Origin of the sequence: Pseudomonas sp. HB05, assembly GCF_016756915.1 — a bacterium.
GTDB lineage: Bacteria > Pseudomonadota > Gammaproteobacteria > Pseudomonadales > Pseudomonadaceae > Aquipseudomonas > Aquipseudomonas alvandae.
Genome location: NZ_JAESPG010000012.1, coordinates 1 through 25,919, shown reverse-complemented (window position 1 = coordinate 25,919; position 25,919 = coordinate 1). Strand labels below are relative to the sequence as shown.

General features: G+C 61.0%; 22 protein-coding genes and 1 pseudogene. 8 read left to right on the top strand and 15 right to left on the bottom strand.

The window, feature by feature from the left end:
• Positions 1–66 precede the first annotated feature (66 nt).
• The 8 genes from JMN22_RS13320 to ffh all read right to left on the bottom strand — a co-directional run bounded on the left by JMN22_RS13320 (position 67) and on the right by ffh (position 7,134).
• Positions 67–1,371, bottom strand: coding sequence for a homoserine dehydrogenase (locus JMN22_RS13320; RefSeq protein ID WP_030139555.1), 1,305 nt, complete (start codon positions 1,369–1,371; stop codon positions 67–69).
• A 132-nt stretch (positions 1,372–1,503) separates the two neighbouring features.
• On the bottom strand, positions 1,504–2,235 hold the full coding sequence (locus JMN22_RS13315; protein WP_198796309.1) for a DsbC family protein: 732 nt from the start codon (positions 2,233–2,235) through the stop codon (positions 1,504–1,506).
• A gap of 298 nt (positions 2,236–2,533) precedes the next feature.
• Positions 2,534–3,430, bottom strand: a complete 897-nt coding sequence (gene xerD, locus JMN22_RS13310) for a site-specific tyrosine recombinase XerD (protein WP_030139557.1) — start codon at positions 3,428–3,430, stop codon at positions 2,534–2,536.
• 131 nt (positions 3,431–3,561) lie between these two features.
• Positions 3,562–3,912, bottom strand: a complete 351-nt coding sequence (rplS, locus tag JMN22_RS13305) for a 50S ribosomal protein L19 (RefSeq protein WP_030139558.1) — start codon at positions 3,910–3,912, stop codon at positions 3,562–3,564.
• 45 nt (positions 3,913–3,957) lie between these two features.
• Positions 3,958–4,731, bottom strand: a complete 774-nt coding sequence (gene trmD, locus JMN22_RS13300) for a tRNA (guanosine(37)-N1)-methyltransferase TrmD (protein ID WP_187293314.1) — start codon at positions 4,729–4,731, stop codon at positions 3,958–3,960.
• Positions 4,713–5,249 (bottom strand): ribosome maturation factor RimM, encoded by a 537-nt coding sequence (gene rimM, locus JMN22_RS13295; RefSeq protein WP_030139560.1) that lies wholly within the window; start codon positions 5,247–5,249, stop codon positions 4,713–4,715. Before rimM ends, trmD begins: the two co-directional genes overlap by 19 nt.
• Positions 5,250–5,254: 5 nt before the next feature.
• A complete protein-coding gene (gene rpsP / locus JMN22_RS13290; RefSeq protein ID WP_003198088.1) occupies positions 5,255–5,506 on the bottom strand; it encodes a 30S ribosomal protein S16 in 252 nt (83 codons plus the stop codon).
• Positions 5,507–5,757: 251 nt separating this feature from the next.
• Positions 5,758–7,134 (bottom strand): signal recognition particle protein, encoded by a 1,377-nt coding sequence (gene ffh / locus JMN22_RS13285; protein WP_030139561.1) that lies wholly within the window; start codon positions 7,132–7,134, stop codon positions 5,758–5,760.
• 196 nt (positions 7,135–7,330) lie between these two features.
• On the opposite strand from ffh, the gene JMN22_RS13280 reads away from it, so the two are divergent.
• The 7 genes from JMN22_RS13280 (at position 7,331) to cmoB (ending at position 16,163) form a co-directional block, all read left to right on the top strand.
• Positions 7,331–8,143 carry a cytochrome C assembly family protein gene (locus JMN22_RS13280; RefSeq protein ID WP_030139562.1) on the top strand — a complete coding sequence of 271 codons (813 nt, stop codon included), beginning with the start codon at positions 7,331–7,333 and terminating at the stop codon, positions 8,141–8,143.
• Between the two features lie 12 nt (positions 8,144–8,155).
• Entirely contained in the window at positions 8,156–9,397 is a 1,242-nt protein-coding gene (locus tag JMN22_RS13275; RefSeq protein WP_198796308.1) for a CNNM domain-containing protein, read from the top strand.
• Between the two features lie 425 nt (positions 9,398–9,822).
• The gene (locus JMN22_RS13270; protein ID WP_198796307.1) at positions 9,823–11,136 is read left to right on the top strand and encodes an MFS transporter; all 1,314 of its coding nucleotides are present in this window, start codon (positions 9,823–9,825) and stop codon (positions 11,134–11,136) included.
• Positions 11,137–11,346: 210 nt separating this feature from the next.
• Positions 11,347–13,761 carry an endopeptidase La gene (gene lon, locus JMN22_RS13265; protein ID WP_030139565.1) on the top strand — a complete coding sequence of 805 codons (2,415 nt, stop codon included), beginning with the start codon at positions 11,347–11,349 and terminating at the stop codon, positions 13,759–13,761.
• Between the two features lie 208 nt (positions 13,762–13,969).
• Positions 13,970–14,362, top strand: a complete 393-nt coding sequence (locus tag JMN22_RS13260) for a protease inhibitor I42 family protein (RefSeq protein WP_198796306.1) — start codon at positions 13,970–13,972, stop codon at positions 14,360–14,362.
• A gap of 104 nt (positions 14,363–14,466) precedes the next feature.
• Positions 14,467–15,210 carry a carboxy-S-adenosyl-L-methionine synthase CmoA gene (gene cmoA, locus JMN22_RS13255; RefSeq protein ID WP_030139567.1) on the top strand — a complete coding sequence of 248 codons (744 nt, stop codon included), beginning with the start codon at positions 14,467–14,469 and terminating at the stop codon, positions 15,208–15,210.
• Complete coding sequence (cmoB, locus tag JMN22_RS13250) at positions 15,207–16,163, top strand: tRNA 5-methoxyuridine(34)/uridine 5-oxyacetic acid(34) synthase CmoB (protein WP_198796305.1); 957 nt, start codon at positions 15,207–15,209, stop codon at positions 16,161–16,163. The genes cmoA and cmoB overlap by 4 nt, the downstream gene beginning before the upstream one ends.
• A 122-nt stretch (positions 16,164–16,285) precedes the next feature.
• Here cmoB and tadA read toward each other — a convergent pair whose 3' ends face one another.
• The 5 genes and pseudogenes from tadA to JMN22_RS13225 form a co-directional block, all read right to left on the bottom strand.
• On the bottom strand, positions 16,286–16,783 hold the full coding sequence (tadA, locus tag JMN22_RS13245) for a tRNA adenosine(34) deaminase TadA (RefSeq protein WP_198796304.1): 498 nt from the start codon (positions 16,781–16,783) through the stop codon (positions 16,286–16,288).
• The gene (locus JMN22_RS13240) at positions 16,783–18,159 is read right to left on the bottom strand and encodes a multicopper oxidase family protein (RefSeq protein ID WP_198796303.1); all 1,377 of its coding nucleotides are present in this window, start codon (positions 18,157–18,159) and stop codon (positions 16,783–16,785) included. The genes tadA and JMN22_RS13240 overlap by 1 nt, the downstream gene beginning before the upstream one ends.
• Before the next feature lie 144 nt (positions 18,160–18,303).
• Positions 18,304–18,699: a DUF6632 domain-containing protein gene (locus JMN22_RS13235; RefSeq protein ID WP_030139571.1), complete on the bottom strand. Its 396-nt coding sequence runs from the start codon at positions 18,697–18,699 to the stop codon at positions 18,304–18,306.
• A 137-nt stretch (positions 18,700–18,836) separates the two neighbouring features.
• Complete coding sequence (locus JMN22_RS13230; protein WP_198796384.1) at positions 18,837–19,361, bottom strand: helix-turn-helix transcriptional regulator; 525 nt, start codon at positions 19,359–19,361, stop codon at positions 18,837–18,839.
• A gap of 9 nt (positions 19,362–19,370) precedes the next feature.
• Positions 19,371–19,640: pseudogene (locus tag JMN22_RS13225) on the bottom strand (hypothetical protein); the annotation flags it as partial.
• Positions 19,641–20,211: 571 nt separating this feature from the next.
• Here JMN22_RS13225 and JMN22_RS13220 point away from each other — a divergent pair.
• Complete coding sequence (locus JMN22_RS13220) at positions 20,212–22,284, top strand: TerD family protein (RefSeq protein ID WP_198796302.1); 2,073 nt, start codon at positions 20,212–20,214, stop codon at positions 22,282–22,284.
• Between the two features lie 234 nt (positions 22,285–22,518).
• Here the strand turns inward: JMN22_RS13220 and guaA are convergent, their stop codons facing one another.
• Complete coding sequence (gene guaA / locus JMN22_RS13215; RefSeq protein ID WP_030139575.1) at positions 22,519–24,096, bottom strand: glutamine-hydrolyzing GMP synthase; 1,578 nt, start codon at positions 24,094–24,096, stop codon at positions 22,519–22,521.
• Between the two features lie 79 nt (positions 24,097–24,175).
• Complete coding sequence (gene guaB, locus JMN22_RS13210) at positions 24,176–25,645, bottom strand: IMP dehydrogenase (protein ID WP_030139576.1); 1,470 nt, start codon at positions 25,643–25,645, stop codon at positions 24,176–24,178.
• Positions 25,646–25,919 lie beyond the last annotated feature (274 nt).

The window sequence follows — 25,919 nt, the reverse complement described above, 5'->3', positions numbered from 1 at the left end:
ACAAGCTACAAGTGAAAAGCGGGTCGGCTTTTACTTGTAGCGTGCAGCTTAGAGCTTGCCGCTAAATTAGTTCAAATGTTCGACGCGGATACGGACAACCGGGCCAACGACGCCTTGCAGGGCCTCCAACGCGGCAATGGCGTCGTTGATGCGCTGCTCGACCACACGGTGGGTCAGCAGGATCATCGGCACCAGGCCGTCGTGCTCCTCGACTTCCTTCTGCATGATCGACTCGATGTTGATGCCACGCTCCGAAAGGATGCTCGCGACCTGGGCCAATACGCCCGGGTGGTCCTTGGCCTGGATGCGCAAGTAGTAGGCGCTTTCGCAGGCGTCGATCGGAAGAATCGGATGGGCCGACAGCGAATCCGGCTGGAAGGCCAGGTGCGGCACGCGGTTTTCCGGGTCCGAGGTCATGGCGCGAACCACATCCACCAGGTCGGCGATCACCGAGGACGCTGTTGGCTCCATGCCGGCGCCGGCGCCATAGAACAGCGTCGAGCCGGAGGCATCGCCGTTGACCATCACCGCGTTCATCACGCCGTTGACGTTGGCGATCAGGCGATCCGCCGGGATCAGCGTCGGGTGCACCCGCAATTCGATGCCGCTGGCAGTGCTGCGCGCCACGCCCAGGTGCTTGATGCGATAGCCGAGGGCTTCGGCATAGTTCACGTCGGCGGTGGTCAGCTTGGTGATGCCTTCGGTGTAGGCCTTGTCGAATTGCAGCGGGATGCCAAAGGCGATGGAAGCCAGGATCGTCAGCTTGTGCGCTGCGTCGATGCCTTCCACGTCGAAGGTCGGATCGGCCTCGGCGTAACCCAGGGCCTGGGCTTCGGTGAGTACATCCTCGAAGGTGCGGCCTTTTTCGCGCATCTCGGTGAGGATGAAGTTGCCGGTGCCGTTGATGATCCCCGCAACCCAGTTGATGCGGTTGGCCGAGAGGCCTTCGCGAATCGCCTTGATCACCGGGATACCCCCGGCCACGGCGGCTTCGAACGCCACGATCACGCCTTTCTCGCGTGCCTTGGCGAAAATCTCATTACCGTGAACGGCGATGAGCGCCTTGTTCGCGGTGACCACATGCTTGCCATTCTCGATGGCCTTGAGTACCAGCTCTCGGGCAACGGTATAGCCGCCCATCAGCTCTATCACGATGTCGATCTCAGGGTTCGTGGCCACTTCGAAGACATCGTTGGTAATCGCAATACCGGTCGTCTGGAACTGAGGCTTTGGCGTGCGCATGGCAATTTGTGCCACTTCGATTCCACGCCCGGCACGACGAGCAATTTCCTCGGCGTTGCGCTGAAGTACGTTGAAGGTGCCGCCACCGACGGTACCTAACCCACAGATGCCTACTTTGACCGGATTCACTCTTGACTCCCCATGAAACGGCCGACGCAAGGTCGGCCGTGAAATACAGCCGCGCAGCAACGCGACTTTGTGTTTAACGGCCCGACGAAGGTTTTCGCCGAGCCGTGATCTTCAAAAGCGGATCGACCCTGGTCATTTTACGCTCAGGGCCAGTTTGGCGACTTGCGGCGCCGGCTGATAGCCCGGAATTACCTGGCCGTCTGCCAAAACGATAGCCGGCGTGCCGTTCACGCCGATGGACTGGCCGAGGGCGAACTGCTTGGAAACCGGGTTCTCGCACTTGGCGGCCTTGATTTCCTTGCCGTCGACCATCTTGTCCATGGCCGCCTTCTTGTCCTTGGAGCACCAGACCGCCTGCAGCTGCTCGTCACCCGGCGAACCCAGGCCCTGGCGCGGGAACGCCACGTAGCGCACTTCGATACCGCGCTTGTTCAGCTCCGGCACTTCAGCGTGCAGCTTGTGGCAATACGGGCAAGTGGTGTCGGTGAATACGGTGATGTGCGACTTGGTCTCGCCGATCGCCGGGTAGACCACGGTCTCGGCAACCGGGATGCCGTTGATCAGCTTGGAGATGCCCTGGCGCTCGGTGATCTCGGTGAGATTGACCGGCTTGCCATCCTTGAGCGCGAACAGGTTGCCCTGGACGATGTACTGGCCGTCGGCACTGGCGTACAGCACACGGCTGCCCTTGAGCTTGACTTCATACAGGCCGGACATCGGGCTGGCGGTAATGGCTTCGATCGGCACTTCGAGCTCAAGGTTGGCCAGGCTCTTGCGGATGGCCTGGTCGGCCGCGTCATCGGCGATGGCAAAGGTACTGGCCAGCGCAATGGCGGCGGCGGTGAACATCTGGATCAAACGCATGGGGACTCCTGAGGCGAACAAATGGGACGAGGAAACGCCGACCCGCAGATTCGGGTTCCAGCCGCCCACTGTGCAAACCGGGAAAGCCTACCACATAAGGGTGGCGTGGCCGAATGCCGCTGACACACGACGTTTTGTAGTCACATACAGAATTGATGGCGGCTGACACACAGCTATCGCGAGCAAGCTCGCTCCCACACTTTGATCGGTGCCAGGCCGGGATCGCGCGCCCAACACGGATCCCTGTGGGAGCGAGCTTGCTCGCGATGGCGTCAGCATTGACAACATCGCGGCAGGCTCAGCCCCGGGGATGGTGCTTGGCATGCAAGTCCTGCAACCGCGCCCGGGCCACATGGGTGTAGATCTGGGTTGTGGATAGATCGCTGTGCCCCAGCAGCATCTGCACCACTCGCAAGTCGGCGCCGTGATTGAGCAGGTGCGTGGCGAAGGCATGCCGCAAGGTGTGCGGGGAAAGCGATTTATTGATCCCGGCTACCTTGGCCTGGTGCTTGATGCGGTGCCAGAAGGTCTGGCGGGTCATCTGCTCGCCGCGCAAGCTGGGAAACAGCACGTCGCTGGGACGCCCGCCCAGCAGATCATGACGGGCATCGCGCATGTAACGCTCAACCCAGACGATCGCCTCCTCGCCCATCGGCACCAGGCGTTCCTTGCTGCCCTTGCCCATCACCCGCAGCACGCCCTGGCGCAGGTTCACCTGTTCGAGCGTCAGGCTGATCAACTCAGTGACGCGCAGGCCACAGGCATACAGGACTTCCAGCATGGCCCGATCACGCTGGCCGATGGGGTCGCTGAGGTCGGGGGCCGCCAGCAATGCTTCCACATCTGCCTCCGACAAGGATTTGGGCAGCGGACGCCCCAGCTGCGGCATTTCCACGCGCAAGGTCGGGTCCACCGCGATCAACTTTTCTCTCAGCAAATAGCGATAAAACCCACGCAAACCGGAAAGAAATCGGGCAGTGGAGCGCGGTTTGTAGTTCTGCTCCAGGCGCCACGCCAGATGATCGAGGATCAGCTCCCGGCCGGCGTTTACCAACTCCAGATTCTTTTCCTGCAACCAGCCGTTGAACAGGGCCAGGTCGCTACGATAGGCGCCGCGGGTGTTATCGGAAAGCCCTTTTTCCAGCCACAGGGCGTCGAGAAACTGGTCTATGAGCGGATGATCGATGGCGGGCATAAAAACTCTTGAAGGATACGGGCACACACGGCGTCGAAAGGGCCATAAAGCTATGCAGAGTGCTCAAAGCACAAATCGCAGGCAACAAAAAAGCAGCCCGCAGGCTGCTTTTTTTGCATCGGAAGCTGGACTTAAGCCAGTTTTTCCTTGATGCGAGCTGCTTTACCCGACAGGTCACGCAGGTAGTACAGCTTGGCTTTACGTACGTCACCGCGACGCTTGACAGCCATGCTGTCGATTTGCGGGCTGTAGGTCTGGAAAGTACGCTCTACGCCAACACCGTTGGAGATTTTACGAACGGTGAATGCACTGTTTACGCCGCGGTTACGCTTGGCGATAACAACACCTTCGAACGCTTGCAGACGCGCACGGTCGCCTTCCTTCACTTTCACCTGAACGACAATGGTGTCGCCCGGGGCAAAGGTAGGGATCTCTTTGGTCATCTGCTCTGCTTCGAGTGCAAGGATGATTTTGTTAGTCATGCTGTGCTCCTAAGGCAAGTCATCGGACTTACCATCGATACGTTGTTAACTATCGTCCCGCTCGCGGATGTATTCCTCGAGCAGCTTCTTCTCTTCTCCAGAAAGCGAGCGGCTTTCCAGAAGATCGGCGCGTCGTTCATAGGTCCGACCAAGGGACTGCTGTAAACGCCAACGCCGGATGTGCGCGTGGTTGCCACTCAGCAACACGTCGGGAACACGCTGATCCGCATACACCTCCGGTCGGGTGTAGTGCGGGCAATCCAGCAGACCATCCGTAAAGGAATCTTCCTCGGCGGAATCCGCATGCCCTAAAGCTCCAGGCAGCAGTCGTGTAACCGCATCGATCAGGACCATCGCCGGCAGCTCGCCGCCAGACAATACATAGTCGCCAATCGACCACTCTTCATCGACATGAGCCTCAATGAAACGCTCGTCAATGCCTTCATAACGGCCGGCAATCAAGATCAATGCATCCGAATTCGCCAGCTCGCGTACCGCCGACTGAGTCAGCTGACGGCCTTGGGGCGACAGGTAAATTACCTTCGCCGCCTCCCCGGCTGCTGCCTTGGCCTGAACCAGTGCATCTTCCAGGGGCTTGATCTTCATCACCATGCCCGGACCACCGCCAAACGGGCGATCGTCCACAGTGTGATGCCGATCCGTGGTGTAGTCTCGCGGATTCCAACAGGTGAGCTGCAACAGCTCCTGTTTCACCGCGCGGCTGGTTATGCCGTATTCGCTGATGGCGGAAAACATCTCGGGAAACAGCGTGATGACTTCAACGCGCAAATTAGCCACGTTTAGAAATCCGCATCCCATTCCACCTTCATCTCGCCTGCTTCAAGGTCGACTGCCAACACGCATTGCTCGGTATAGGGCAACAGGCGTTCGCGATCATCCAGGCTGCCGACGCAAGGCTTGACCACCATGACATCGTTCGAACCGGTCTCGAGCAGGTGATCGATCTTCCCGAGCAATTGCCCGAGGTGGTCGATGACCTTCAGACCCACCAGCTGGTACCAGTAGTACTCGCCGTCGGTCAGTTCAGGGAACAGGTTGCGCGGCACACAGATCTCATAACCGGCCAGAAGACGTGCTTCTTCACGATCATCGAGATCCTTGAGCTTTGCGACCAGGAACTTGTCGTTCCCGCGTCCGCTGACCAGCTCCACCTGTTTCACGCTACCTTCGCGCTTGAGCGTCCAGGTTTTGTAGTCCAACAGGTTCTTGATCGGATCAGTAAAGGAATACACCTTCACTTCGCCGCGAACGCCATGTACAGAGTAGATCTTGCCGACAACGATCAAATCACCGGCATCTTTTGGCGTCGCGTTCATATTGCTCAGGCCGCGGCCTTAGCCGATTCCTTCAACAACTGAGCAACGCGCTCAGAAGGTTGTGCACCAACGCTCAGCCAGTAGGCTACGCGCTCTTGGTTCACGGACAGACGAACTTCCTGACCACGGGCAACAGGGTTGAAGAAACCAACCTGCTCCTTGTGGGAACCGTCACGCGGATTGCGGCTGTCGGTTACGGTCAGGTGGTAAAACGGGCGCTTTTTGGAGCCGCCAAGGGCAAGACGGATTGTTAGCATGTGAACATCGTTCCTGTAGTCGGTGCTGCAAATCTAAATGCACAGCGGGCATAGGTGCCCGAAAGGCCGCATATTCTAAGGAATATCCGGACTTTTGCAAATGACTTTTTCCGGCGCCTGGTGCCGTGCAATCAAGATCTGCCATGAAGCCGTCATTAAAAACGGCAGGTCAGCTCCCGCCTGGCGCGGGTTTGCTGGAGATCCCCGCATCCGTGCGGGGCAACGCCGACATGACAGCCGGCGCAGATTCTTTACATTTTCGGCATGCCGCCGCCGGGCAACATACCGCCCATGCCGCGCATCATCTTGGCCATCCCGCCCTTGGCGGAGAATTTCTTCATCATCTTCTGCATCTGCTTGTGCTGCTTGATCAAGCGACCGATGTCCTGCACCTGGGTGCCGGAACCCATGGCGATACGGCGCTTGCGCGAACCGCTGATCAGCTCAGGGTCGCGGCGCTCGGCCGGGGTCATGGAGTTGATGATGGCTTCCATCTGCTTGAACTGTTTTTCCGCCGCGCCCTGGGCATTGCCCATCTGCGCCAGGTTTACGCCACCGATGTTCGGCAGTTTGTCCATGAGGCCGCCGAGGCCGCCCATGTTCTTCATTTGTTGCAACTGGTCGCGGAAATCCTCGAGGTCGAAGCCCTTGCCCTTCTTCAGCTTCTTGGCCAGTTTGTCGGCCTTGTCCTTGTCGAGTGTCGCTTCCGCCTGTTCGATCAGGCTGAGCACGTCGCCCATGCCGAGGATGCGCGAAGCGATACGCTCGGGGTGGAACGGCTCGAGCGCTTCGCTCTTCTCGCCCATGCCGATGAACTTGATCGGCTTGCCGGTGATGGCGCGTACCGACAGCGCGGCACCGCCACGGGCGTCGCCGTCGACCTTGGTCAGGATCACGCCGGTCAGCGGCAGTGCATCACCGAAGGCCTTGGCGGTGTTGGCCGCGTCCTGGCCGGTCATGGCATCGACGACAAACAGGGTTTCTACCGGGTTGATCGCGGCATGCAGCGCCTTGATCTCGCCCATCATCTCTTCATCGATGTGCAGGCGACCGGCGGTATCGACGATGACCACGTCGATGAACTTGAGCTTCGCTTCCTTTATAGCCGCCTGGGCGATGTCCACCGGCTTCTGGCTCAGGTCGGACGGGAAGAACGTCACGCCGATATCGTTGGCCAGGGTTTCCAGCTGCTTGATTGCCGCCGGACGGTAGATGTCCGCGGACACCACCATTACCGATTTTTTCTTGCGCTCTTTAAGGAAGCGCGCCAGTTTGCCAGCCGTGGTGGTCTTGCCCGCGCCCTGGAGACCGGCCATCAGCACTACCGCTGGCGGTACGGCGCTCAGGTTCAGGTCTTCGTTGGCGGCGCCCATCAGGCTTTCGAGCTCGGCCTGGACGATCTTCACGAAGGCCTGGCCCGGCGTCAGGCTGCGCGACACTTCGGTGCCAACGGCGCGTTCCTTCACCGAATTGACGAAGTCCTTGACCACCGGCAGGGCGACGTCGGCTTCGAGCAACGCCATGCGCACTTCGCGCAAGGTGTCTTTGATGTTGTCCTCGGTCAGCTTCGCCTTGCCGGTGACATGGCGCAGCGTCTGCGAGAGACGGTCGGTTAGGTTTTCAAACATGCGCGATCCTTTCAGGCCCAGATATGACCGGGATAATGGCGGCCCAGACCGTGAAATATGTGCTCGGCGAGCCTGCGGCGTGGGCAGGTCGCGGATTATAGCGAAGAAGCGTGCGGCGTACACCTTGCAGTGGTCTTTCGTGTGGAGGGGGTTCTATGCCAAACTCAGCGCCTTTCGGGCTTGCCTAACAGGACTTATGCTCCCCTTGTCACCCAGTTTGCTTGCTTCCCTCGCCGCCGCCTGCCTGTACGCCGCTGCGACCCTCTATCAAGGCACCCGCCTGGCCTCCGGCGCCAAGGCGAACAAACGCCTGCTGGTCACGCTTGGCGTGCTGGCGGTGCTCGGCCATGCGGCCAGCCTTTTTACCCACTTGATGACGCCGATCGGCCTGGGCCTGGACTTCTTCAACGCCGCCAGCCTGATTGCCGTCGCGGTGATCGCCCTGACGCTGCTGGCCTGCTCGCGCATACCCGTGGAAAACCTGCTGGTGCTGTTGTTCCCGCTGGGGCTGGCCACGGTGCTGCTGGCGCAGTTCGCGCCGTCGGGCACGGTGCAGATCATCGACGAAGAGCCGGGCATCCTCGCCCATATCCTGCTGTCGATCCTCGCCTACGGCCTGTTTACCATCGCGGTATTCCAGGCGCTGCTCCTGCTGGTGCAGGACCATCAACTCAAGCACAAGCACCCGTCCGGGCTGATCCGCAATTTCCCTCCGCTGCAAACCATGGAAAGCCTGCTGTTCGGTTTCCTCTGGGCCGGCTGGACCCTGCTGTCGCTGTCGCTGATCTCCGGCTGGCTGTTCGTCGAGAACCTGTTCGCCCAACACCTTGTGCACAAGACCTTGCTGGCATGCCTGGCGTGGGTGGTGTTCAGCGTGCTGCTGTGGGGCCGCAACCGTCTCGGCTGGCGTGGCCACAAGGCGATTCGCTGGACACTGGCGGGGTTCTGCCTGCTGATGCTGGCGTACTTCGGCAGCAAGTTGGTCCGCGAATATATCCTGCATATCTGACGGACGAGTCTGATGGAGAGCCTGCCCGTAGGGCCCATGTTTGCGGTAATGGTCGTGCTGATCCTCTGGTCGGCCCTGTTCACGGCCATCGAAGCTGCCCAGCAACACTTGCTGGCCCAACGCCGCGCCTCGCGCGCCAGTGACAAACCGCTGGCGCGCCTGAGCTTCCCCTTGGCCAGCCTGATCCTGTGCAATACCTTCTGCCGTGCCCTGGCCGTGGTCATCGCCACGTTGCTGGCACTCTTCACCTGGCTGGAAAACGGCCCCTGGCTGGCCTGGCTCGGCACCAGTGCGGCCCTGCTGGTGTTCGCCGATTACCTGCCTCGCACCTTGGCGAGCCGTTTTCCCGATGCCGTATTGGGCTTGGGCAACACGTTGCTCGGCGTACCACTGAAAATTCTCTACCCCGCCGCCTGGCTGCTCAATGGCCTCAGCCAATTGCTGCTACGCCCCTTTGCTCGTAAGGCCCGCGCAGTCCAGCAAAGCGACGATGAACCACCCGCAACGCCCCGCGCCGAACAGGAACAGGAGCAGGGCAACGGTCGGGTACACCCGATTTCCGGCATCCATGCGCTGGACAACATCACGGTCAACGACATCCTCGTGCCCCGCAGCGAGGTGGACGGGATCAACCTGGACGACCCCATCGGCGAGATCATCGAGCAGTTGCGCCTGAACCGGCGAACCCGGCTGCCGGTGTTCCACAGCGACATCAACCAGGTCGAAGCAGTGCTCAACACCCGACAGATCCGTCATATGCTGGCGGATGCGAGCCTGACCCAGGAGGCGCTGCTCGCCGCCTGCCACGAGCCGTACTTCGTGCCTGAAAGCACACCGCTGCAATTGCAGTTGCTCAACTTCCACAAACAGCAGCGGCGCCTGGGCATGGTGGTGGACGAGTATGGCGAGGTGCTGGGCATCGTGACCCTGGAGGACATTCTCGAAGAAATCGTCGGCGAGTTCGAAAGCGAGCACAGCCTCGACAACCCGCATGTCCATCCTCAACCCGATGGGCGCTTGATGATCGATGGCGCGGCATCGATCCGCGAACTGAACAAGACCCTCGGCTGGCACCTGCCCTGCGACGGTCCCAAGACCCTCAACGGCTTGGTGACCGAAGCGTTGGAGACCATCCCGGAAAGCCCGGTGTGCCTGAAGATCGGCCGCTATCGGCTGGAAATCATCGAAACCGTCGACAACCGCGTCAGCCAAGTGCTGGTGTGGCATAACAGTACGGTGCCGACTTTTTCCTGAATCCCAACAGTTCAAGGTAAAACACCGTCGTGGCGAGGGGATTAATCCCCGCTGGGCTGCACAGCAGCCCTAGAACCCAACAACTCGGTGTGCCAGGCAAATTGATTGAGTGCATTTGGGACTGCTTCGCAGTCCAGCGGGGATAAATCCCCTCGCCACAAAAAGCTCATCGTCGACACTGATATTGTGCGCGGGCTCACTTGTTGATTCGTTAGCCTCCTTCTTATACTCAATTCGCTTATCCAGCCCCGCCCAAGCCCCGAGCCTACCCTGCGCACGGAAGGTTCCGGGTCGTTCACCGCAATATCCGCTTGATCCCTGCGACTGTTCCTACCCGGAACAGCGACAGCGCCCACCCCACATCCCTGGGTATTCGACCATAATAATTCGCTCCAACGGAGCACATGACTGTCAGGGATAACCGCATGACAACCACCACCTGCAACGACGCCGTGCCTGTCCAGCCGACCAATTCGGCCAGCCGCGTGGCGACCGCGAGTTTCATCGGCACCGCCATCGAGTTCTACGATTTCTACGTCTATGCCACCGCCGCCGCCCTGGTGATCGGGCCGGTGTTCTTTCCGCAAACCTCAGGCACGGCACAGATGCTGTCGTCCTTCCTGACCTTCGGCATCGCCTTCCTTGCCCGTCCGCTGGGCTCGGCGCTGTTCGGCCACTTCGGCGACCGCATCGGACGCAAATCGACACTGGTGGCATCGCTGCTGCTGATGGGCGTCTGTACAACCCTCATCGGTGTGCTTCCCGGCTACGCCAGCATCGGCGCCTGGGCCCCCATCCTCCTGTGCCTGCTGCGTTTCGGCCAAGGGCTGGGGCTTGGCGGTGAATGGGGCGGCGCGGCCTTGCTGGCCACCGAGAACGCGCCCAAAGGCAAGCGTGCCTGGTTCGGCATGTTCCCCCAACTGGGCCCTTCCATCGGTTTCCTGGCGGCGAACGGGCTGTTCCTGACCCTGGCCATGACCCTGGATGACGAGCAGTTCCGGTCCTGGGGCTGGCGGATTCCGTTCCTGCTCAGCGCCGTACTGGTGATTGTCGGCCTCTACGTACGCCTCAAGCTCCATGAGACGCCGGTGTTCGCCAGCGCCATGGCCCGCCAGGAACGGGTGAAAATCCCTTTGGTCGAGCTCTTCAGCCAGTACTGGGCGCCCACATTGCTCGGCGCGGCGGCGATGGTGGTGTGTTACGCCCTGTTCTACATCTCCACGGTGTTTTCCCTGAGCTATGGCGTTGCGAGCCTGGGCTACAGTCGCGAGACGTTCCTTGGCCTGCTGTGCTTTGCGGTGTTGTTCATGGCCGCCGCGACACCGCTGTCGGCCTGGGCCAGCGACCGATTTGGCCGCAAGCCAGTATTGATCGGCGGCGGCCTGCTGGCGGTGGCCTCGGGCTTCCTCATGGAACCCTTGCTGACCCAAGGGTTCACTGGCGGCGTGGCGCTGTTCCTGTGCATCGAACTGTTCCTGATGGGCGTGACCTTCGCCCCGATGGGCGCGTTGCTGCCGGAGCTGTTTCCCACGCACGTTCGCTACACCGGTGCTTCGGCGGCCTACAACCTGGGCGGTATTGTCGGCGCCTCCGCCGCACCGTTCTTCGCCCAGAAGCTGGTGGCGATGGGTGGCCTGAGCTACGTCGGCGGGTACGTTTCCGGGGCCGCCGTGCTCAGCGTGATCGCGGTAATGTGCCTGAAGGAAACGCGTCATAACGACTTGAACCGGGTCGCCTGACGCGCCTCTGCAGGAGCTGCCGCAGGCTGCGATCTTTTGATCCTTGATCTTTCGCTTGAAACTCAAGCATCAGGAGAAAGATCGCAGCCTCGCTTCGCTCGGCAGCTCCGGACCAACGCGCTCCAATGAAATAGCCGTTAACAATCCCCCCATTGAAACCACCCCCCACCTGCCCCATCTAAGATCCATACTCCATTGCGCAGGTGCCCCATGAGCGACCAGCACTCTACTGAAGCCACGAACGAATACGCTGAATCCGAGCACATCGAACACACTTCCTCCGGCACCGGCCTGGCCCTGCCTGGCCAGAGCCTGCCGGACAAGGTCTACATCATTCCGATCCACAACCGCCCGTTCTTCCCGGCCCAGGTGCTGCCGGTCATCGTCAATGAAGAGCCGTGGGCCGAAACCCTGGAATTGGTGGCCAAGTCCGAACATCACTCTCTGGCGCTGTTTTTCATGGACAGTCCCCAGGAAGACCCGCGTCATTTCGACACCTCGAAACTGCCGCTGTACGGCACGCTGGTGAAGGTCCACCACGCCAGCCGTGAAGCCGGCAAATTGCAGTTCGTCGCCCAGGGCCTGACCCGCGTGCGCATCCGTACCTGGCTCAAGCATCATCGCCCGCCGTACCTCGTGGAGGTCGAGTACCCGCACCAGCCAAGCGAGCCGACCGATGAGGTCAAGGCCTATGGCATGGCGCTGATCAACGCGATCAAGGAGCTGCTGCCGCTCAACCCGCTGTACAGCGAAGAGCTGAAGAACTACCTCAACCGCTTCAGCCCCAACGATCCATCGCCGCTGACAGACTTCGCCGCCGCGCTCACTTCCGCCACCGGCAGCGAGCTGCAGGAAGTGCTCGATTGCGTGCCGATGCTCAAGCGCATGGAAAAAGTGCTGCCGATGCTGCGCAAGGAAGTCGAGGTCGCGCGGCTGCAAAAGGAGATTTCCGCCGAGGTCAACAGCAAGATCGGCGAACATCAGCGCCAGTTCTTCCTCAAGGAACAGCTCAAGGTCATCCAGCAGGAGCTGGGGCTGACCAAGGACGATCGCAGCGCCGACCTGGAACAATTCGAGCAGCGCCTGGAAGGCAAGGTCCTGCCCGCCCAGGCCCAGAAGCGCATCGAAGAGGAAATGAACAAGCTCTCGATCCTGGAGACCGGTTCACCGGAATACGCCGTCACGCGCAATTACCTGGATTGGGCGACATCGGTGCCGTGGGGCGTGTATGGCCAGGACAAGCTCGACCTCAAGCACGCCCGCAAGGTACTCGACCAGCACCACGCCGGCCTGGACGACATCAAGGACCGCATCCTCGAATTCCTCGCCGTGGGCGCCTATAAAGGCGAAATCAGCGGCTCCATCGTCTTGCTGGTGGGCCCACCGGGCGTGGGCAAGACCAGCGTGGGCAAATCGATCGCCGAATCCCTCGGGCGGCCGTTCTACCGTTTCAGCGTCGGCGGCATGCGCGACGAAGCCGAGATCAAGGGCCATCGGCGCACCTACATCGGCGCTCAGCCGGGCAAGCTGGTGCAGGCGCTCAAGGACGTCGAAGTGATGAACCCGGTGATCATGCTCGACGAAATCGACAAGATGGGCCAGAGCTACCAGGGCGACCCGGCGTCAGCGCTGCTGGAAACCCTCGATCCCGAGCAGAATGTCGAATTCCTCGACCATTACCTCGACATGCGCCTGGACCTGTCGAAAGTGCTTTTCGTCTGCACCGCCAACACCCTGGACTCGATCCCCGGCCCGCTGCTGGACCGCATGGAAGTGATTCGCCTGTCGGGCTATATCACCGAAGAAAAGGTCGCCATTGCCAAGCGCCACCTTTGGCCCAAGCAACTGGCCAAGGCCGGCGTGTCCAAGGGCAGCCTGAGCATCAACGACAGCGCCCTGAAGGCCCTTATCGACGGCTACGCCCGTGAAGCCGGGGTGCGCCAGTTGGAGAAGCAACTGGGCAAACTGGTGCGCAAGGCCGTGATGAAACTGATCGACGATCCAAAAGCAGTGATCAAGCTCGGACCGAAGGACCTCGAGGCCTCCCTGGGCAAACCCGTGTTCCGCAACGAACAGGTGCTGTCCGGCGTCGGGGTGATCACCGGCCTGGCCTGGACCAGCATGGGTGGCGCCACGTTGCCGATCGAAGCAACGCGGATCCACACCCTCAATCGCGGCTTCAAGCTGACCGGGCAACTGGGCGAGGTGATGAAGGAATCGGCGGAAATTGCCCACAGCTATGTCAGCTCGCACCTGAAGCAGTTCGGCGGTGATCCGAAGTTCTTCGACGAGGCCTTTGTCCATCTGCACGTACCGGAAGGCGCCACGCCGAAGGACGGGCCGAGTGCCGGCGTGACCATGGCCAGCGCCCTGCTGTCCCTGGCGCGCAACCAGCCGCCGAAGAAAGGCGTGGCCATGACTGGCGAACTGACCTTGACCGGGCACGTGCTGCCGATTGGCGGCGTACGCGAGAAGGTCATCGCGGCGCGACGACAGAAGATCAACGAACTGATCCTGCCGGACGCCAACCGAGGTAACTTCGAGGAACTGCCGGATTATCTGAAGGAAGGCGTCACGGTGCATTTCGCCAAGCGGTTTGCAGATGTGGCGAAGGTGTTGTTCTGATCGTTCTCTAGTGCTTGTACTGGCCTCATCGCGAGCAAGCTCGCTCCCACAGGGGATTTGTGGTTCTCACAATACTTGTGATCCATCCCAAATTGTGTGGGAGCGGGCTTGCTCGCGAAGGCGCCATCCGCACCCGCGCACTTCCACCTGACACACCCAGTAGCATCTTCGGTTATGCTCGCCGCTCGTCGTGAATGCCGGAGTCTTTATGTCCCTCACCCGCCTGCTCGTCCCGGCCAGCCTCGCCCTGCTGACCGCTTGCGCCACACAGCCGAAACAGAACGTGACGCTGGAAAAGCAAAGTCAGTGCCCTGTACGACTAAATAGCGGGCAGAACCTGATCCTGAGCCTGCCGAGCAACCCCACCACCGGCTATCGCTGGAGCATCCAGGACTCGGCCGGCGGCGTTCTAAAAGGCCTTGGCCCGGAGGTCTATCGCAACCCCGAGGACGCTGGCGTGGTCGGCGCCGCCGGGGTATCGACCTGGCGTTTCCAGGCGTTTGCGGGTGGCACCGGGCGCTTGCGCCTGACTTATCAACAGCCGTGGGCACCGGAAGTGCCGCCCGTGGAAACCTTTGATTGCGCCATTTCGGTGAATTGAGCAGGGGTTGGCTGATAGGCAAACGCCCATTTGAAAGCCGCACAGAACCGATGATTTTCTGGTTAAAATGCCGGCCTTTTCGCCCCCCTGCCGCTGGAACCGCCGTGAGCAAAGAACCCGATCGCCTATTCGCCCAACCCTTGGCCCAGGTGCCTGACTTCGCCTTCAATGAAGACGTGGTACGGGTGTTCCCGGACATGATCAAGCGTTCGGTGCCAGGCTACCCGACCATCGTCGAGAACCTCGGTGTGCTCGCGGCGCAATTTGCCCAGCCCAACAGCGTGCTGTACGACCTGGGATCGTCCCTCGGCGCGGTGACCCAGGCCCTGCGCCGCCATGTGCGCACCGACGGTTGCCGGGTGATTGCGGTGGATAACTCGGCGGCCATGGTCGAGCGCTGCCGCGAATACCTCAACGGCCAGGACTCGATGTTCCAGGAGTTGCTGCCAGTGGAGGTGATCGAGGGCGACATCCTGGCCCTGGCGTTCCAGCCGGCCTCGGTGGTGGCGTTGAACTTCACCCTGCAATTCATCGCGCCGGACCAGCGCACCGCGCTGCTCGGCCGCATCCGCCAATCGTTGCTGCCCGGTGGCGCCCTGATCCTTTCAGAGAAGCTGCGCTTCAACGATGCCGAGGAACACGCGCTGCTCACCGACCTGCACGTGGCCTTCAAGCGCGCCAACGGCTACAGCGAACTGGAAATCGCCCAGAAACGCAGCGCCATCGAAAATGTCATGAAGCCCGACAGCCTCGAAGAACACCGCGAGCGCCTGCTGGCGGCCGGGTTCTCGAAAGTCGTGCCGTGGTTCCAGTGTCTTAACTTCGCCTCGTTGATTGCCTTGCCATGATTGATCTGTCTCCCCTTGCCCGCCACCTGGCCGGCACGCCCCTGGCCGATTGGGCCGCGACGCTGCAGGCGCAGCTGGACGCCAAGATGGAAAAGGGCCACGGCGACCTGGAGCGTTGGCAAAGCGCGCTCGATGCGCTGCCTGTCTTGCAGCCCACCACCGTGGATCTGCTGAATGGCCTGACCCTCGACACCGATTGTTCCGACGAGACCCGGGCGCAAATGCGTACCGCGTTGATGGGCCTGTCGCCATGGCGAAAAGGGCCTTTCGACCTGTTTGGCGTGCACGTCGACACCGAATGGCGCTCGGACTGGAAATGGTCGCGCGTCGCCCCGCATCTCGATCTCAAGGGCAAGCGCATCCTCGATGTGGGCTGCGGCAATGGTTACTACATGTGGCGCATGCTCGGTGCCGGGGCGGACACGGTGATCGGTGTCGACCCCAACTGGCTGTTCTTCTGCCAGTTCCAGGCGGTGCAGCGCTACCTGTCGCAGCCCAACGCCTGGCACCTGCCGTTCCCCTTCGAGGCCCTGCCGCCGGAGCTGGAAGGCTTCGACACGGTGTTCTCCATGGGCGTGTTCTACCACCGCCGCTCGCCGATCGAGCATTTGCTCGCCTTGAAGGATTGCCTGGTCAAGGGCGGCGAACTGGTGCTGGAAACCCTAGTGATCGAAGGCGACGAACATCAGGTGTTGGTGCCGGAGGACCGCTACGCGCAGATGCGCAACGTGTGGTTCCTGCCGTCAGTGCCCGCACTGGAACGCTGGCTGCGCCGCGCCGGGTTCAGCGATGTGCGCTGCGTCGACGTGAGCCTGACCACCGTGGAAGAACAACGCAGCACCGAGTGGATGAAATATCAGTCGCTGAGCGATTTCCTCGACCCTGAAGACCACAGCAAGACCATCGAAGGCCTGCCGGCGCCGATGCGGGCGGTGATTGTGGCGCGCAAATAACCAGTCCAAGCACCACAAAACCCCTGTGGGAGCGAGCTTGCTCGCGATGGCGACCTGACATTCAACAGAGATGTCGCCTGACAGACCGCTATCGCGAGCAAGCTCCCACAGGGGGTCAGTGTTCAGTCTGAAGACTTGGCTCTTCGGGCCTTGAAGAATTCACTCAGCACCGCGCTGCACTCCTCAGCCAACACCCCACCCTCGAACATCACCCGATGGTTCAGGAAGCCCTGGCTGAAAAACTGTCCCTGGCTCTGCACAATCCCTGCCTTGGGCTCCAGCGCTCCATAGACGACCCGGGCGATACGTGAATGAACGATGAGGCCGGCGCACATGCTGCACGGCTCCAGGGTCACATAGAGGGTGCTGCCCGGCAGGCGATAGTTGCTCACCGCCTGGGCGGCGACGCGGATGGCGACCATTTCCGCGTGGGCGCTGGGGTCGTGGCCGCTGATCGGGCAGTTGAAGCCGCGCCCGATGATCTCGCCATCCTGCACCAGCACCGCGCCCACCGGCACTTCGCCCAGCGCCGCGCCTTGTGCCGCGAGAGCCAGGGCTTCGCGCATGAAATCCTGGTCACGGCTGCGGTCAATGATCCTGGCGGGGCGAATCTGGCGCATCACGCCACCTCGATGGCGGCCATCAGGCCGGTTTCCATGTGGTCGATCACATGGCAATGGAACATCCACACGCCCGGATTATCCGCCACCAATGCCACCTGCGCCCGCTCGTTCTTGCCCAGCAGGTAGGTGTCGGTGAAATACGGGATGACTTTGTGGCGGTTCGACGCAATCACCTTGAAGCTCATGCCGTGCAAATGGATCGGATGCTGATACTGGGTCATGTTTTTCAATTCAAAAATGTAGCTCTGGCCTTTCTTCAGCGTGGCGATCGGCCGGTCGGCGCAGGTTTTGTCGGTGATGTCCCAAGCCTTGCCGTTGATCTGCCACAGGCTCGGCGGCTTGCCGTTGTCAGTGTTGACCGACACCGAGCCGACCCATTCGAAATTGAAGTTGAGTTTCTCGGCATTGGCCAGGTCCGGCTCCGACACCGGGTTGGGCGGTAATGCAGGCGGCCATGGGCTCGGCGCGTCGTTATTGGGTACCGAACGCAATGTCCCCAGGCGTACCGGGCCATTGCGCAACGACAATTCTTCGCCGGCCGGCGGCGCCTTGATCGCCAGGCAGATGCGCATGCCCGGCCCCAGCCAGTATTCCTTGCCCAATGGGCGCGGCTCGATGGGGTTACCGTCCAGCGCATAGATCTGCGCTTCAACGCCAGGAATGTTGATGCGATAAGTGAGCGTGTTGTCGAGGTTGAGCAAGCGCACGCGAGTGATCTGCCCGGCCGGCAAATCGATGACCGCCTGCGGCACACCGTTGATGGTCGACAACCGCCCGGCCGTGCCACCACGCGCCGCCTCGCGGGGAATGCTGAACTCGACGAACTGGCCCTGCTCGTCCACGTGCCAGCTCTTGAGGCTCAAGGTCTGTTCGAACTTGAAACCGGTCGGCTCGCGCTCTTCGATGATCAGCGGCCCGACCAATCCTCGTCCAAGCTCTTCGCTGCTGTTGACGTGGGGGTGGTACCAATAGCTGCCGGCGTCCGGCACACGGAACTTGTAATCGAAATATTCACCCGGCAACACCGGTAGCTGCGAGACGTACGGCACGCCGTCCATTTCCAGCGGCAAGCGGATGCCGTGCCAATGAATCGTGGTCGCGACCGGCAGGTGATTGATGAAACGCACCCGCAGCCATTCGCCCTGGCGGACCCGCAGTTCGGTGCCCGGCGCTGACGGACCAAACGCCCAGGCCTGGGTCTTGTGCCCGGCCACCAGTTCCACGTCCAAAGGCGCGGCGATCAATTCATAGTCGTGACCGGCGTCAGCATCGGCCATCTTGCCCAGCCAATACCGCGACGCACCGCCTGCACCCACGCCAACGACAACAAGACCGGCCAGGCCACCGAGAATTTGGCGACGGGTAAAGGACATGAACGCGACTACCTCTGCATCTGCGACGGACCGGTGGGCCCGCAAAAGGCGAATACGATACACCCGCAGATGAGAAACGGTAAGGAAACGAAGATGAAAAAAACCTGTGGTGGTCACTTCCCGACAAAAGAATGAACCGAGCGGTCAGCGCGCGTTTACCCCCCGAGGCGTAAAAAAGGCCAGCGCCGCCGCGACGACGAACAAGGCAGGCACATCGCCGAGCAAGTGCCCGTAGTGCGACATCCCGTCCATCCCGACGCCAAACGACTGCACCGCCATGATCGCGCCATGCACGATGCTCGACCACACCGTGAACCCGATCAGGCTCAAGTGTTTCATCGGCTCGCGGGAGGCCCTCAGCAGGAACACGCCGAGCGTCGCGTAGATGCCGACAATCATCAGCGGATAGTCGGAATGGCCGCTGTGCCATGCCCAGCCGGACGGCCACAGGATCATCAGCGGCCAGATCGCGAAAACGGCAATCAGACCAACCAGGATCAAGACGATGCGCAGGGCGGCGAGTTTTTGAACGTCGTTCATGGCGGGCTCCTGGATTGCGGGTGTGTTACACCGCAATGGGTGCCAGGAGTATAGAACGCGTCTGGAAATCCACATCGACCTCCCATGTGACGAAGGAGCTCGCTCCCGTTGGGCTGCGCAGCAGCCCTCCAAGATTGTCACACAACCAAAGCGTCCAGCTCTTTAAAAGCCACGCCAGGAAATCGTCGACCTTCTTTCGCAACGTTGACCTGCAAGGCCACCTGCGCGACATCCAGCACGTTCCCGGCAAGCGAATAGCTGCCCTTGGCCTGGAGCCAGCTGAGAACGTCCGCCAAATGCCAAATGGATGTACTGCCCTCATGCACCGGCGTAGGGAAGCTGCCCGGATGAGCCAACATCAGCTTGCGCATGTTCTGCCGAGACACGCCTACGATCTCGGCGACATCTGTCAGACCGACTAAATCAGGCGCAACCTCGATCAACTTGGCCGATGGCACCGCGCGCTGGACATCGGCCAGAGCGCTAAGCACGGCCTCGACCGCATCAGGCGCATCGCGAGTGAACTCAAGCGCCATCCGTCCGGGCTGCCCGATACCAACCAGGGCATCGTCGCAGCCCGCTTCACCCAGCCGCTCGACCAATTCATCCATGGCACAGCCGTCATCAACAAGCTGATATTTCAAGGTAAAGATATATTCCATCGTTCTATTCTTAGCATCGTGATCCGCATCGCGCTGATTGCGATGCCTCGAGCAATTCTCCACGACGCGTCTCAACGCTCGCGCGTGGTTGCCTGGGTTCTTCGGCGTGCTCCATATCGAAGTGATGCAGAACTCACCGCAACGGCACTCCACGTCTTTGGACGGGCAGTAAAACCGCCCCCAAGCGTGGCTGCCGCCGACTTCTATGCGCCAGCCGTGCCCTTCGGCATGCCTTAACGCTTCCTCAATCTCTTTTTTCGGGTGCGTTGGACGAGTCATCCGTGATCTCCAGTATTCGCATGAAACGCAGGGTTGTCAAATGACAACCCTGCGCACTCTTTCAAACGCAGCATTCAGCCGCGCTCACGTTGGTCGATAGCAACTTGATGAACTGTGCGCGGACGTCGGTGAGCACGCGCCAGCGTTTGCGAGCACGCCGGCGAAACCAGCCGGGCATCGCCGCCGATGGTAAGCACTCTTCTGCGCCTATTGAGGCAAGAAATCGTAGCGAAAGGTGACGGTGGCGCTTGGCACTCCAGCGGGAGCCAGCTGTCTCGCCGCGGTTCCGGGTCGACGGAACGGTCCTGTGGGGGGAGCTTCCAAGTCCGGAAGCAATTAAAGGAAAATTGCCGGCTGAGAATCGAGTACGTTTCAAGCTATGTGTTTGCCTGACAAGCATCCCCCACCTTCCGTACAATGCCGCCGTGGCTATGGAACACCTTCCTTCTATCCCTCATGACCTAGGGGTTCCGCTCTCCACACCGCGCCTGCTTCTTGCAGGCGTTTTCATATCGACTGCACACGCGACGCTGCTGCCCAATCACAACGGCGGCCAAAGGGAGAATCAAGCATGAATCAGGAGCTGTTCCTGCGTCGCCGCAGCAAGGTTCACGTCCCGACGGGCACCGGCGGTGCCACGCGCGCCCAGGTCGCGTCGGCTGTCCAGGAAATCGCCGCGTTCCGATGCGTGCTATCGGAACCATTGATTGAGCGCATCATCATGCTCTCGGCGGCAGAACTCACACACTGGCTGCGCGAAATTGTCGGGGTACTTCGGCGGCAGACCGGCGCCCATGTGCACCACAGGCCGCTTTACCCAGCCTTTCCAGAACAAGTACTGAAGGCTTCCGAAGCGGAGTTGTATCTTACCGCCGTCTTGCACTACCTCACGCTTTGGCGTTTGCCACCCGAAGAGCACCCTCGACCTGTGATGTTGGAAGGGAATTTCGTATCCCGGGTCATCGAACTGGGAAGCGTCTCTGAATTCGAGTCGATGCTCGAACCGCTGGTTTCCGCGCGTACCTCGCTCTCCGATGAGGAAACTACTGATGTCGTCTGGTTTATCCGAGCGTACAAAGGCGACGTGTTCCGTCTGCTGCCGGAAGCCGTACCGTTTCGGGAAACCCGTGCATTGGTTGGCGGCGCACTGCTCCGGCATGTAGCCAGCGATGCACGGCTGGACGCCTTCCTGGAACGAAACGTCGAAACGGCGACGGACGTGCTACGACTGGCGGTCGCATTGACTGGAGGAGACGTGTCGCTGACGACAGCTTCGACTCGTTTCACGGCGATGAAGCGCGCGACGCGCCGTCTGCTGTTGCGCCTACTCGATCGCGCACCCAGCGCTGCGGAAGATGTGATGCGCCATGCCGAACGCTGGAAGCGCTTGGCCGAAGTGCTGCATCCGGGGGAGTATGCGGATAAGTACCCACGCGCTCTCGCCGCCATCACGGCAGCGCGCCGCAACGACGCGCCGGCCTCGTTTGGATCACGTGTCGAAACACTGCTTGCCCAGCGTCAGATCGCCGCGCTTACGCCCATACTGCAGGATCGTCCCGGTGAGTTCGCTCGACGGCTGGATGTGACCTTGCGCCGTGCGACCGATCCAGATGCCGTGCTCGATGCTTTCGAGGCTGTCGCGACGCAGGTCTCTTCACCCATCCTGCTGCAGGTGCTGGCCCAAGTAAGAGCCCCGCGTCCCCTGCCCTTGCGGGCCTTCACACCGAAAGGAGCCTTGGCCAAAGTCTATGGCATCAAGGATCGACGTGAACCTCTCACACCCGAGGTGTTGGCACGTGCGGCCCAAATTTGCGAGGACGCTCTGATCAAGCGTTTCGCGTCGCTGCCTCCGTTAGGCCGCTGCTTCATTGATCCCTCACTGCACGAATACAGAGTGCCACTTGCGCAGCGTGCCGCATCGAAGTCGCTGCGTACGCTGGTGCGAGGCAGCCGGTTGCCTATGCCTGACACGCGTTTCATTCGCCTGTTCCTCTGGTGGAAAAACGGCGGTCAACGCACAGACATCGACTTGTCCGCTGCTTTTTTCAACACCCGTTTCGTGTTCATGCAAACTGTCTCGTACTACAACCTGAAGGCGTTCGGTGGTTACCACAGCGGTGACATCGTCGACGCGCCCCACGGCGCTTCGGAATTCATCGACCTTGACGTTGATGCCCTCCTCGAGAAGGGTATTCGCTACGTCGTCACGTCCATCAACTCTTATACCGAGCAGCCGTACTGCGACCTTCCCGAATGCTTCGCTGGCTGGATGGCCCGTGCTGACGTGGCCTCGGGTGAAGTATTCGAACCGCGATCCGTGATCGACCGTCTCGACATCGCGTCCGATACACAGATCTGTCTGCCGTTCGTGATGGACTTGCAGGAGCGGCGCGTGATTTGGGCCGATCTAGGGCTCACATCTTCACCACGATGGAACAACGTTCAGAACAACCTGAGTGGGATATCGTTGATGCTGCGGGCCTTGGTGCACACGCCACGTCCGGATCTGGAGACGCTGTTCGATCTACATGTGCGTGCGCGAGGAGAACGGGTGGCTTCGCCGGAACAGGCACAGGCGGTATTTTCGCCTCACCAAGGGGTTACGCCGTTCGATACGGATTTGATTCGAGCAGAGTTTCTCTGATGCCTGAACCAGCCTTCGACATGATCGCCGCGTGCCTGGCCCTGTCAGCCATCGATTAGAACGGGATAAAAATGATTAGATAACAAGCGCCGCGCACAAAAACGATTATTTCTAACAACCGGCTCGTCAGAGTGAAGGAAGAGGCTGAAGACGCCCCTTCCTCCCTCCGATGACAAAATCGACGTTGCATCGATTTCAGAACCGCAGGGGATAATTATCCCCTGGGATGTCCCATCACTCCCACTCAATCGTCGCCGGCGGCTTGCTCGACACGTCATACGTCACGCGAGAAATGCCTTCGATTTCATTGATGATCCGCCCGGAAACGGTTTCCAGCAGCTCGTACGGCAGGTGCGCCCAGCGAGCGGTCATGAAGTCGATGGTTTCCACGGCGCGCAGGGCCACGACCCAGGCGTAGCGACGGCCATCACCGACCACGCCCACCGATTTCACCGGTTGGAACACCACGAACGCCTGGCTGACCTTGTGGTACCAGTCGGCCTTGCGCAGTTCTTCGATGAAGATGTGGTCGGCGCGACGCAGCAGGTCGGCGTATTCCTTCTTCACTTCACCGAGGATCCGCACGCCCAGGCCCGGGCCCGGGAATGGGTGGCGGTAGACCATGTCGTACGGCAGGCCCAGTTCCAGGCCGAGGCGACGCACTTCGTCCTTGAACAGTTCGCGCAGTGGCTCGACCAGCTTGAGGTTCATCTCTTCCGGCAGGCCACCGACGTTGTGGTGGGACTTGATCACGTGGGCCTTGCCGCTCTTGGCGCCGGCCGACTCGATCACGTCGGGGTAGATGGTGCCCTGGGCCAGGTACTTGATGTTGTCCAGCTTGCAGGATTCGGCATCGAACACGTCGATGAAGGTACGGCCGATGATCTTGCGCTTCTTCTCCGGGTCGGACTCACCGGCCAGGTTGTTCAGGAACTGCTCTTCGGCGTTGGCGCGGATCACCTTGACGCCCATGTTCTCGGCGAACATGGCCATCACTTGCTCGCCTTCGTGCAGGCGCAACAAGCCGTTGTCGACGAACACGCAGGTCAGCTGGTCGCCGATGGCCTTGTGCAGCAATGCGGCAACCACCGAGGAGTCGACGCCGCCGGACAGGCCCAGCAACACGTTGTCGGTACCGACCTGGGCGCGGACCTGGGCGATGGCGTCTTCAGCGATCTTCGACGGGGTCCACAGGGCTTCGCACCCGCAGATGTCGAGGATGAAGCGCGACAGGATGCGGCCGCCCTGCTTGGTGTGGGTCACTTCAGGGTGGAACTGCACGCCGTAGTAGCGACGATCATCGTTGAACATGCCGGCAATCGGGCAGCTCGGAGTGCTGGCGAGGACGTGGAAGTCTTCCGGCATCTTGGTGACTTTGTCACCGTGGCTCATCCACACGTCGAGGCCGAACAGGCCATCAGCGTCGACGTGATCTTCGATGCCGTCCAACAGGCGGCTCTTGCCGACCACGTCGACACGAGCATAACCGAACTCACGCAGGTCCGAACCTTCGACCTTGCCGCCCAGTTGTTCAGCCATGGTCTGCATGCCGTAGCAGATGCCGAAGACCGGCACGCCCAGGTCGAACACGGCTTGCGGGCAGCGCGGGCTGTCGGCTTCGTGCACGGACTCGGGGCCGCCAGCGAGGATGACGCCCTTAGGCGCGAATTCGCGAATCGCTTCGTCATCCATGTCGAACGGATGCAGTTCGCAGTACACGCCGATCTCACGCACGCGGCGGGCGATCAGCTGGGTGTACTGGGAACCGAAGTCGAGGATCAGGATGCGGTGAGCGTGAATGTCGAGGGCCATGACTCATTCTCATGTAGTGAATCAGAAACAACTCGGGGCTGAATGAACAGCCCCGGTGATTAACGTTTTGCTGAAGGCCTTAACCTACGCGGTAGTTTGGCGCTTCCTTGGTGATCTGCACGTCGTGGACATGGGACTCGGCCATGCCGGCGCCGGTGATGCGCACGAATTCAGGCTTCGTGCGCATCTCTTCGATGTCGGCGCTGCCGGTGTAGCCCATGGAAGAACGCAGGCCGCCCATCAGTTGATGGATGATAGCGCTCAGGGTGCCCTTGTACGGCACGCGACCTTCGATGCCTTCCGGCACCAGCTTTTCGGCCCCTGCGGAGGAGTCCTGGAAGTAACGGTCGGAAGAACCCTGGGCCTGGGACATGGCGCCCAGCGAACCCATGCCGCGATAGGCCTTGTAGCTACGGCCCTGGAACAGTTCGATCTCGCCCGGCGCTTCTTCGGTACCGGCGAACATCGAACCCATCATCACGCAGTAGGCACCGGCGACGATGGCCTTGGACAGGTCACCGGAGAAGCGGATACCGCCGTCGGCGATCAACGGCACGCCCGTGCCTTCAAGGGCGGCGGCGACGTTGGCGATGGCGCTGATCTGCGGCACGCCGACACCGGCGACGATGCGGGTGGTGCAGATCGAGCCAGGGCCGATACCGACCTTCACGGCGTCGGCGCCGGCGTCGGCCAGGGCCTTGGCGGCAGCGCCAGTGGCGATGTTGCCGCCGATCACCTGCACTTCAGGGAAGTTCTGCTTGACCCAGCGCACACGGTCGATCACGCCTTTGGAGTGACCGTGGGCGGTGTCGACCACCACCACGTCGACACCGGCGTTGACCAGGGCCGCGACACGGTCACCGGTGTCCTTGCCGGTGCCGACGGCGGCGCCGACGCGCAGACGACCTTGGTCGTCCTTGCTGGCCAGCGGGTAGGCCTTGGCTTTTTCGATGTCGTTGACGGTCATCATGCCCTTGAGGGCGAACTTGTCGTCGACGATCAGCACGCGTTCGATGCGGTGCTTGTGCAGCAACTCGCGGACTTCGTCCTTGCTGGTGCCTTCCTTGACCGTGACCAGGCGCTCTTTAGGCGTCATCACTTGGCGGACGGTGGCATCCAGGCGGTTCTCGAAACGCACGTCGCGGGACGTGACGATGCCGACCAGGTCGCCATCGTGCAGCACCGGAACGCCGGAGATGTTGTGCATGCGGGTCAGTTCGAACAGATCCCGGACCGTGGCGTCAGCCTCGATGGTGATCGGATCCTTGACCACGCCAGCCTCGAACCGCTTGACCTTGCGCACTTCGGCGGCCTGCTGTTCGATGGTCATGTTCTTGTGGATGATACCGATACCGCCTTCCTGGGCCATGGCAATGGCCAGACGGGCTTCGGTCACGGTGTCCATGGCGGCGGAAACCAGGGGGATATTCAGTTCGATGCCACGGGTGAGACGGGTTTTGAGACTGACTTCGTTAGGCAGTACTTCGGAATAACCGGGCACTAGGAGAATGTCGTCGAAGGTCAGAGCTTCTTGGCTGATACGCAGCATCGCGGGGGCTCCCGAGCGGGAAAATGGAAGCGCGCCATTATACTCATGCACCCCGTCTGGCTCAATGTAAAACTCTGTCTATTATTGGCGGGGTGATTGACGGGCTGAAACCACCGCACGCACATCCAAAACACTGGATGCTTTTGTGGCGAGGGGATTTATCCCCGTTGGGGTGCGAAGCGCCCCCAGGATCTCTTTTACTGCAGTGTGTCAGCCCTGACGTCGGGGGCTGCTTCGCAGCCCAGCGGGGATAAATCCCCTCGCCACAAAAGCA

What these genes read in the sequence shown, in the direction of transcription:
- cmoB (WP_198796305.1), top strand. Translation starts at nt 15,207, where the DNA reads ATGATTGATCTGTCTCCCCTTGCCCGCCACCTGGCCGGCACGCCCCTG.
- JMN22_RS13275 (WP_198796308.1), top strand. Translation starts at nt 8,156, where the DNA reads ATGGAGAGCCTGCCCGTAGGGCCCATGTTTGCGGTAATGGTCGTGCTG.
- guaB (WP_030139576.1), bottom strand. Translation starts at nt 25,645, where the DNA reads ATGCTGCGTATCAGCCAAGAAGCTCTGACCTTCGACGACATTCTCCTA.
- trmD (WP_187293314.1), bottom strand. Translation starts at nt 4,731, where the DNA reads ATGGGATGCGGATTTCTAAACGTGGCTAATTTGCGCGTTGAAGTCATC.
- ffh (WP_030139561.1), bottom strand. Translation starts at nt 7,134, where the DNA reads ATGTTTGAAAACCTAACCGACCGTCTCTCGCAGACGCTGCGCCATGTC.
- JMN22_RS13220 (WP_198796302.1), top strand. Translation starts at nt 20,212, where the DNA reads ATGAATCAGGAGCTGTTCCTGCGTCGCCGCAGCAAGGTTCACGTCCCG.
- tadA (WP_198796304.1), bottom strand. Translation starts at nt 16,783, where the DNA reads ATGCGCCAGATTCGCCCCGCCAGGATCATTGACCGCAGCCGTGACCAG.
- JMN22_RS13240 (WP_198796303.1), bottom strand. Translation starts at nt 18,159, where the DNA reads ATGTCCTTTACCCGTCGCCAAATTCTCGGTGGCCTGGCCGGTCTTGTT.
- rpsP (WP_003198088.1), bottom strand. Translation starts at nt 5,506, where the DNA reads ATGCTAACAATCCGTCTTGCCCTTGGCGGCTCCAAAAAGCGCCCGTTT.
- rplS (WP_030139558.1), bottom strand. Translation starts at nt 3,912, where the DNA reads ATGACTAACAAAATCATCCTTGCACTCGAAGCAGAGCAGATGACCAAA.
- JMN22_RS13280 (WP_030139562.1), top strand. Translation starts at nt 7,331, where the DNA reads ATGCTCCCCTTGTCACCCAGTTTGCTTGCTTCCCTCGCCGCCGCCTGC.
- JMN22_RS13260 (WP_198796306.1), top strand. Translation starts at nt 13,970, where the DNA reads ATGTCCCTCACCCGCCTGCTCGTCCCGGCCAGCCTCGCCCTGCTGACC.
- JMN22_RS13235 (WP_030139571.1), bottom strand. Translation starts at nt 18,699, where the DNA reads ATGAACGACGTTCAAAAACTCGCCGCCCTGCGCATCGTCTTGATCCTG.
- rimM (WP_030139560.1), bottom strand. Translation starts at nt 5,249, where the DNA reads ATGAACGCGACGCCAAAAGATGCCGGTGATTTGATCGTTGTCGGCAAG.
- JMN22_RS13315 (WP_198796309.1), bottom strand. Translation starts at nt 2,235, where the DNA reads ATGCGTTTGATCCAGATGTTCACCGCCGCCGCCATTGCGCTGGCCAGT.
- guaA (WP_030139575.1), bottom strand. Translation starts at nt 24,096, where the DNA reads ATGGCCCTCGACATTCACGCTCACCGCATCCTGATCCTCGACTTCGGT.
- JMN22_RS13230 (WP_198796384.1), bottom strand. Translation starts at nt 19,361, where the DNA reads ATGGAATATATCTTTACCTTGAAATATCAGCTTGTTGATGACGGCTGT.
- lon (WP_030139565.1), top strand. Translation starts at nt 11,347, where the DNA reads ATGAGCGACCAGCACTCTACTGAAGCCACGAACGAATACGCTGAATCC.
- JMN22_RS13270 (WP_198796307.1), top strand. Translation starts at nt 9,823, where the DNA reads ATGACAACCACCACCTGCAACGACGCCGTGCCTGTCCAGCCGACCAAT.
- xerD (WP_030139557.1), bottom strand. Translation starts at nt 3,430, where the DNA reads ATGCCCGCCATCGATCATCCGCTCATAGACCAGTTTCTCGACGCCCTG.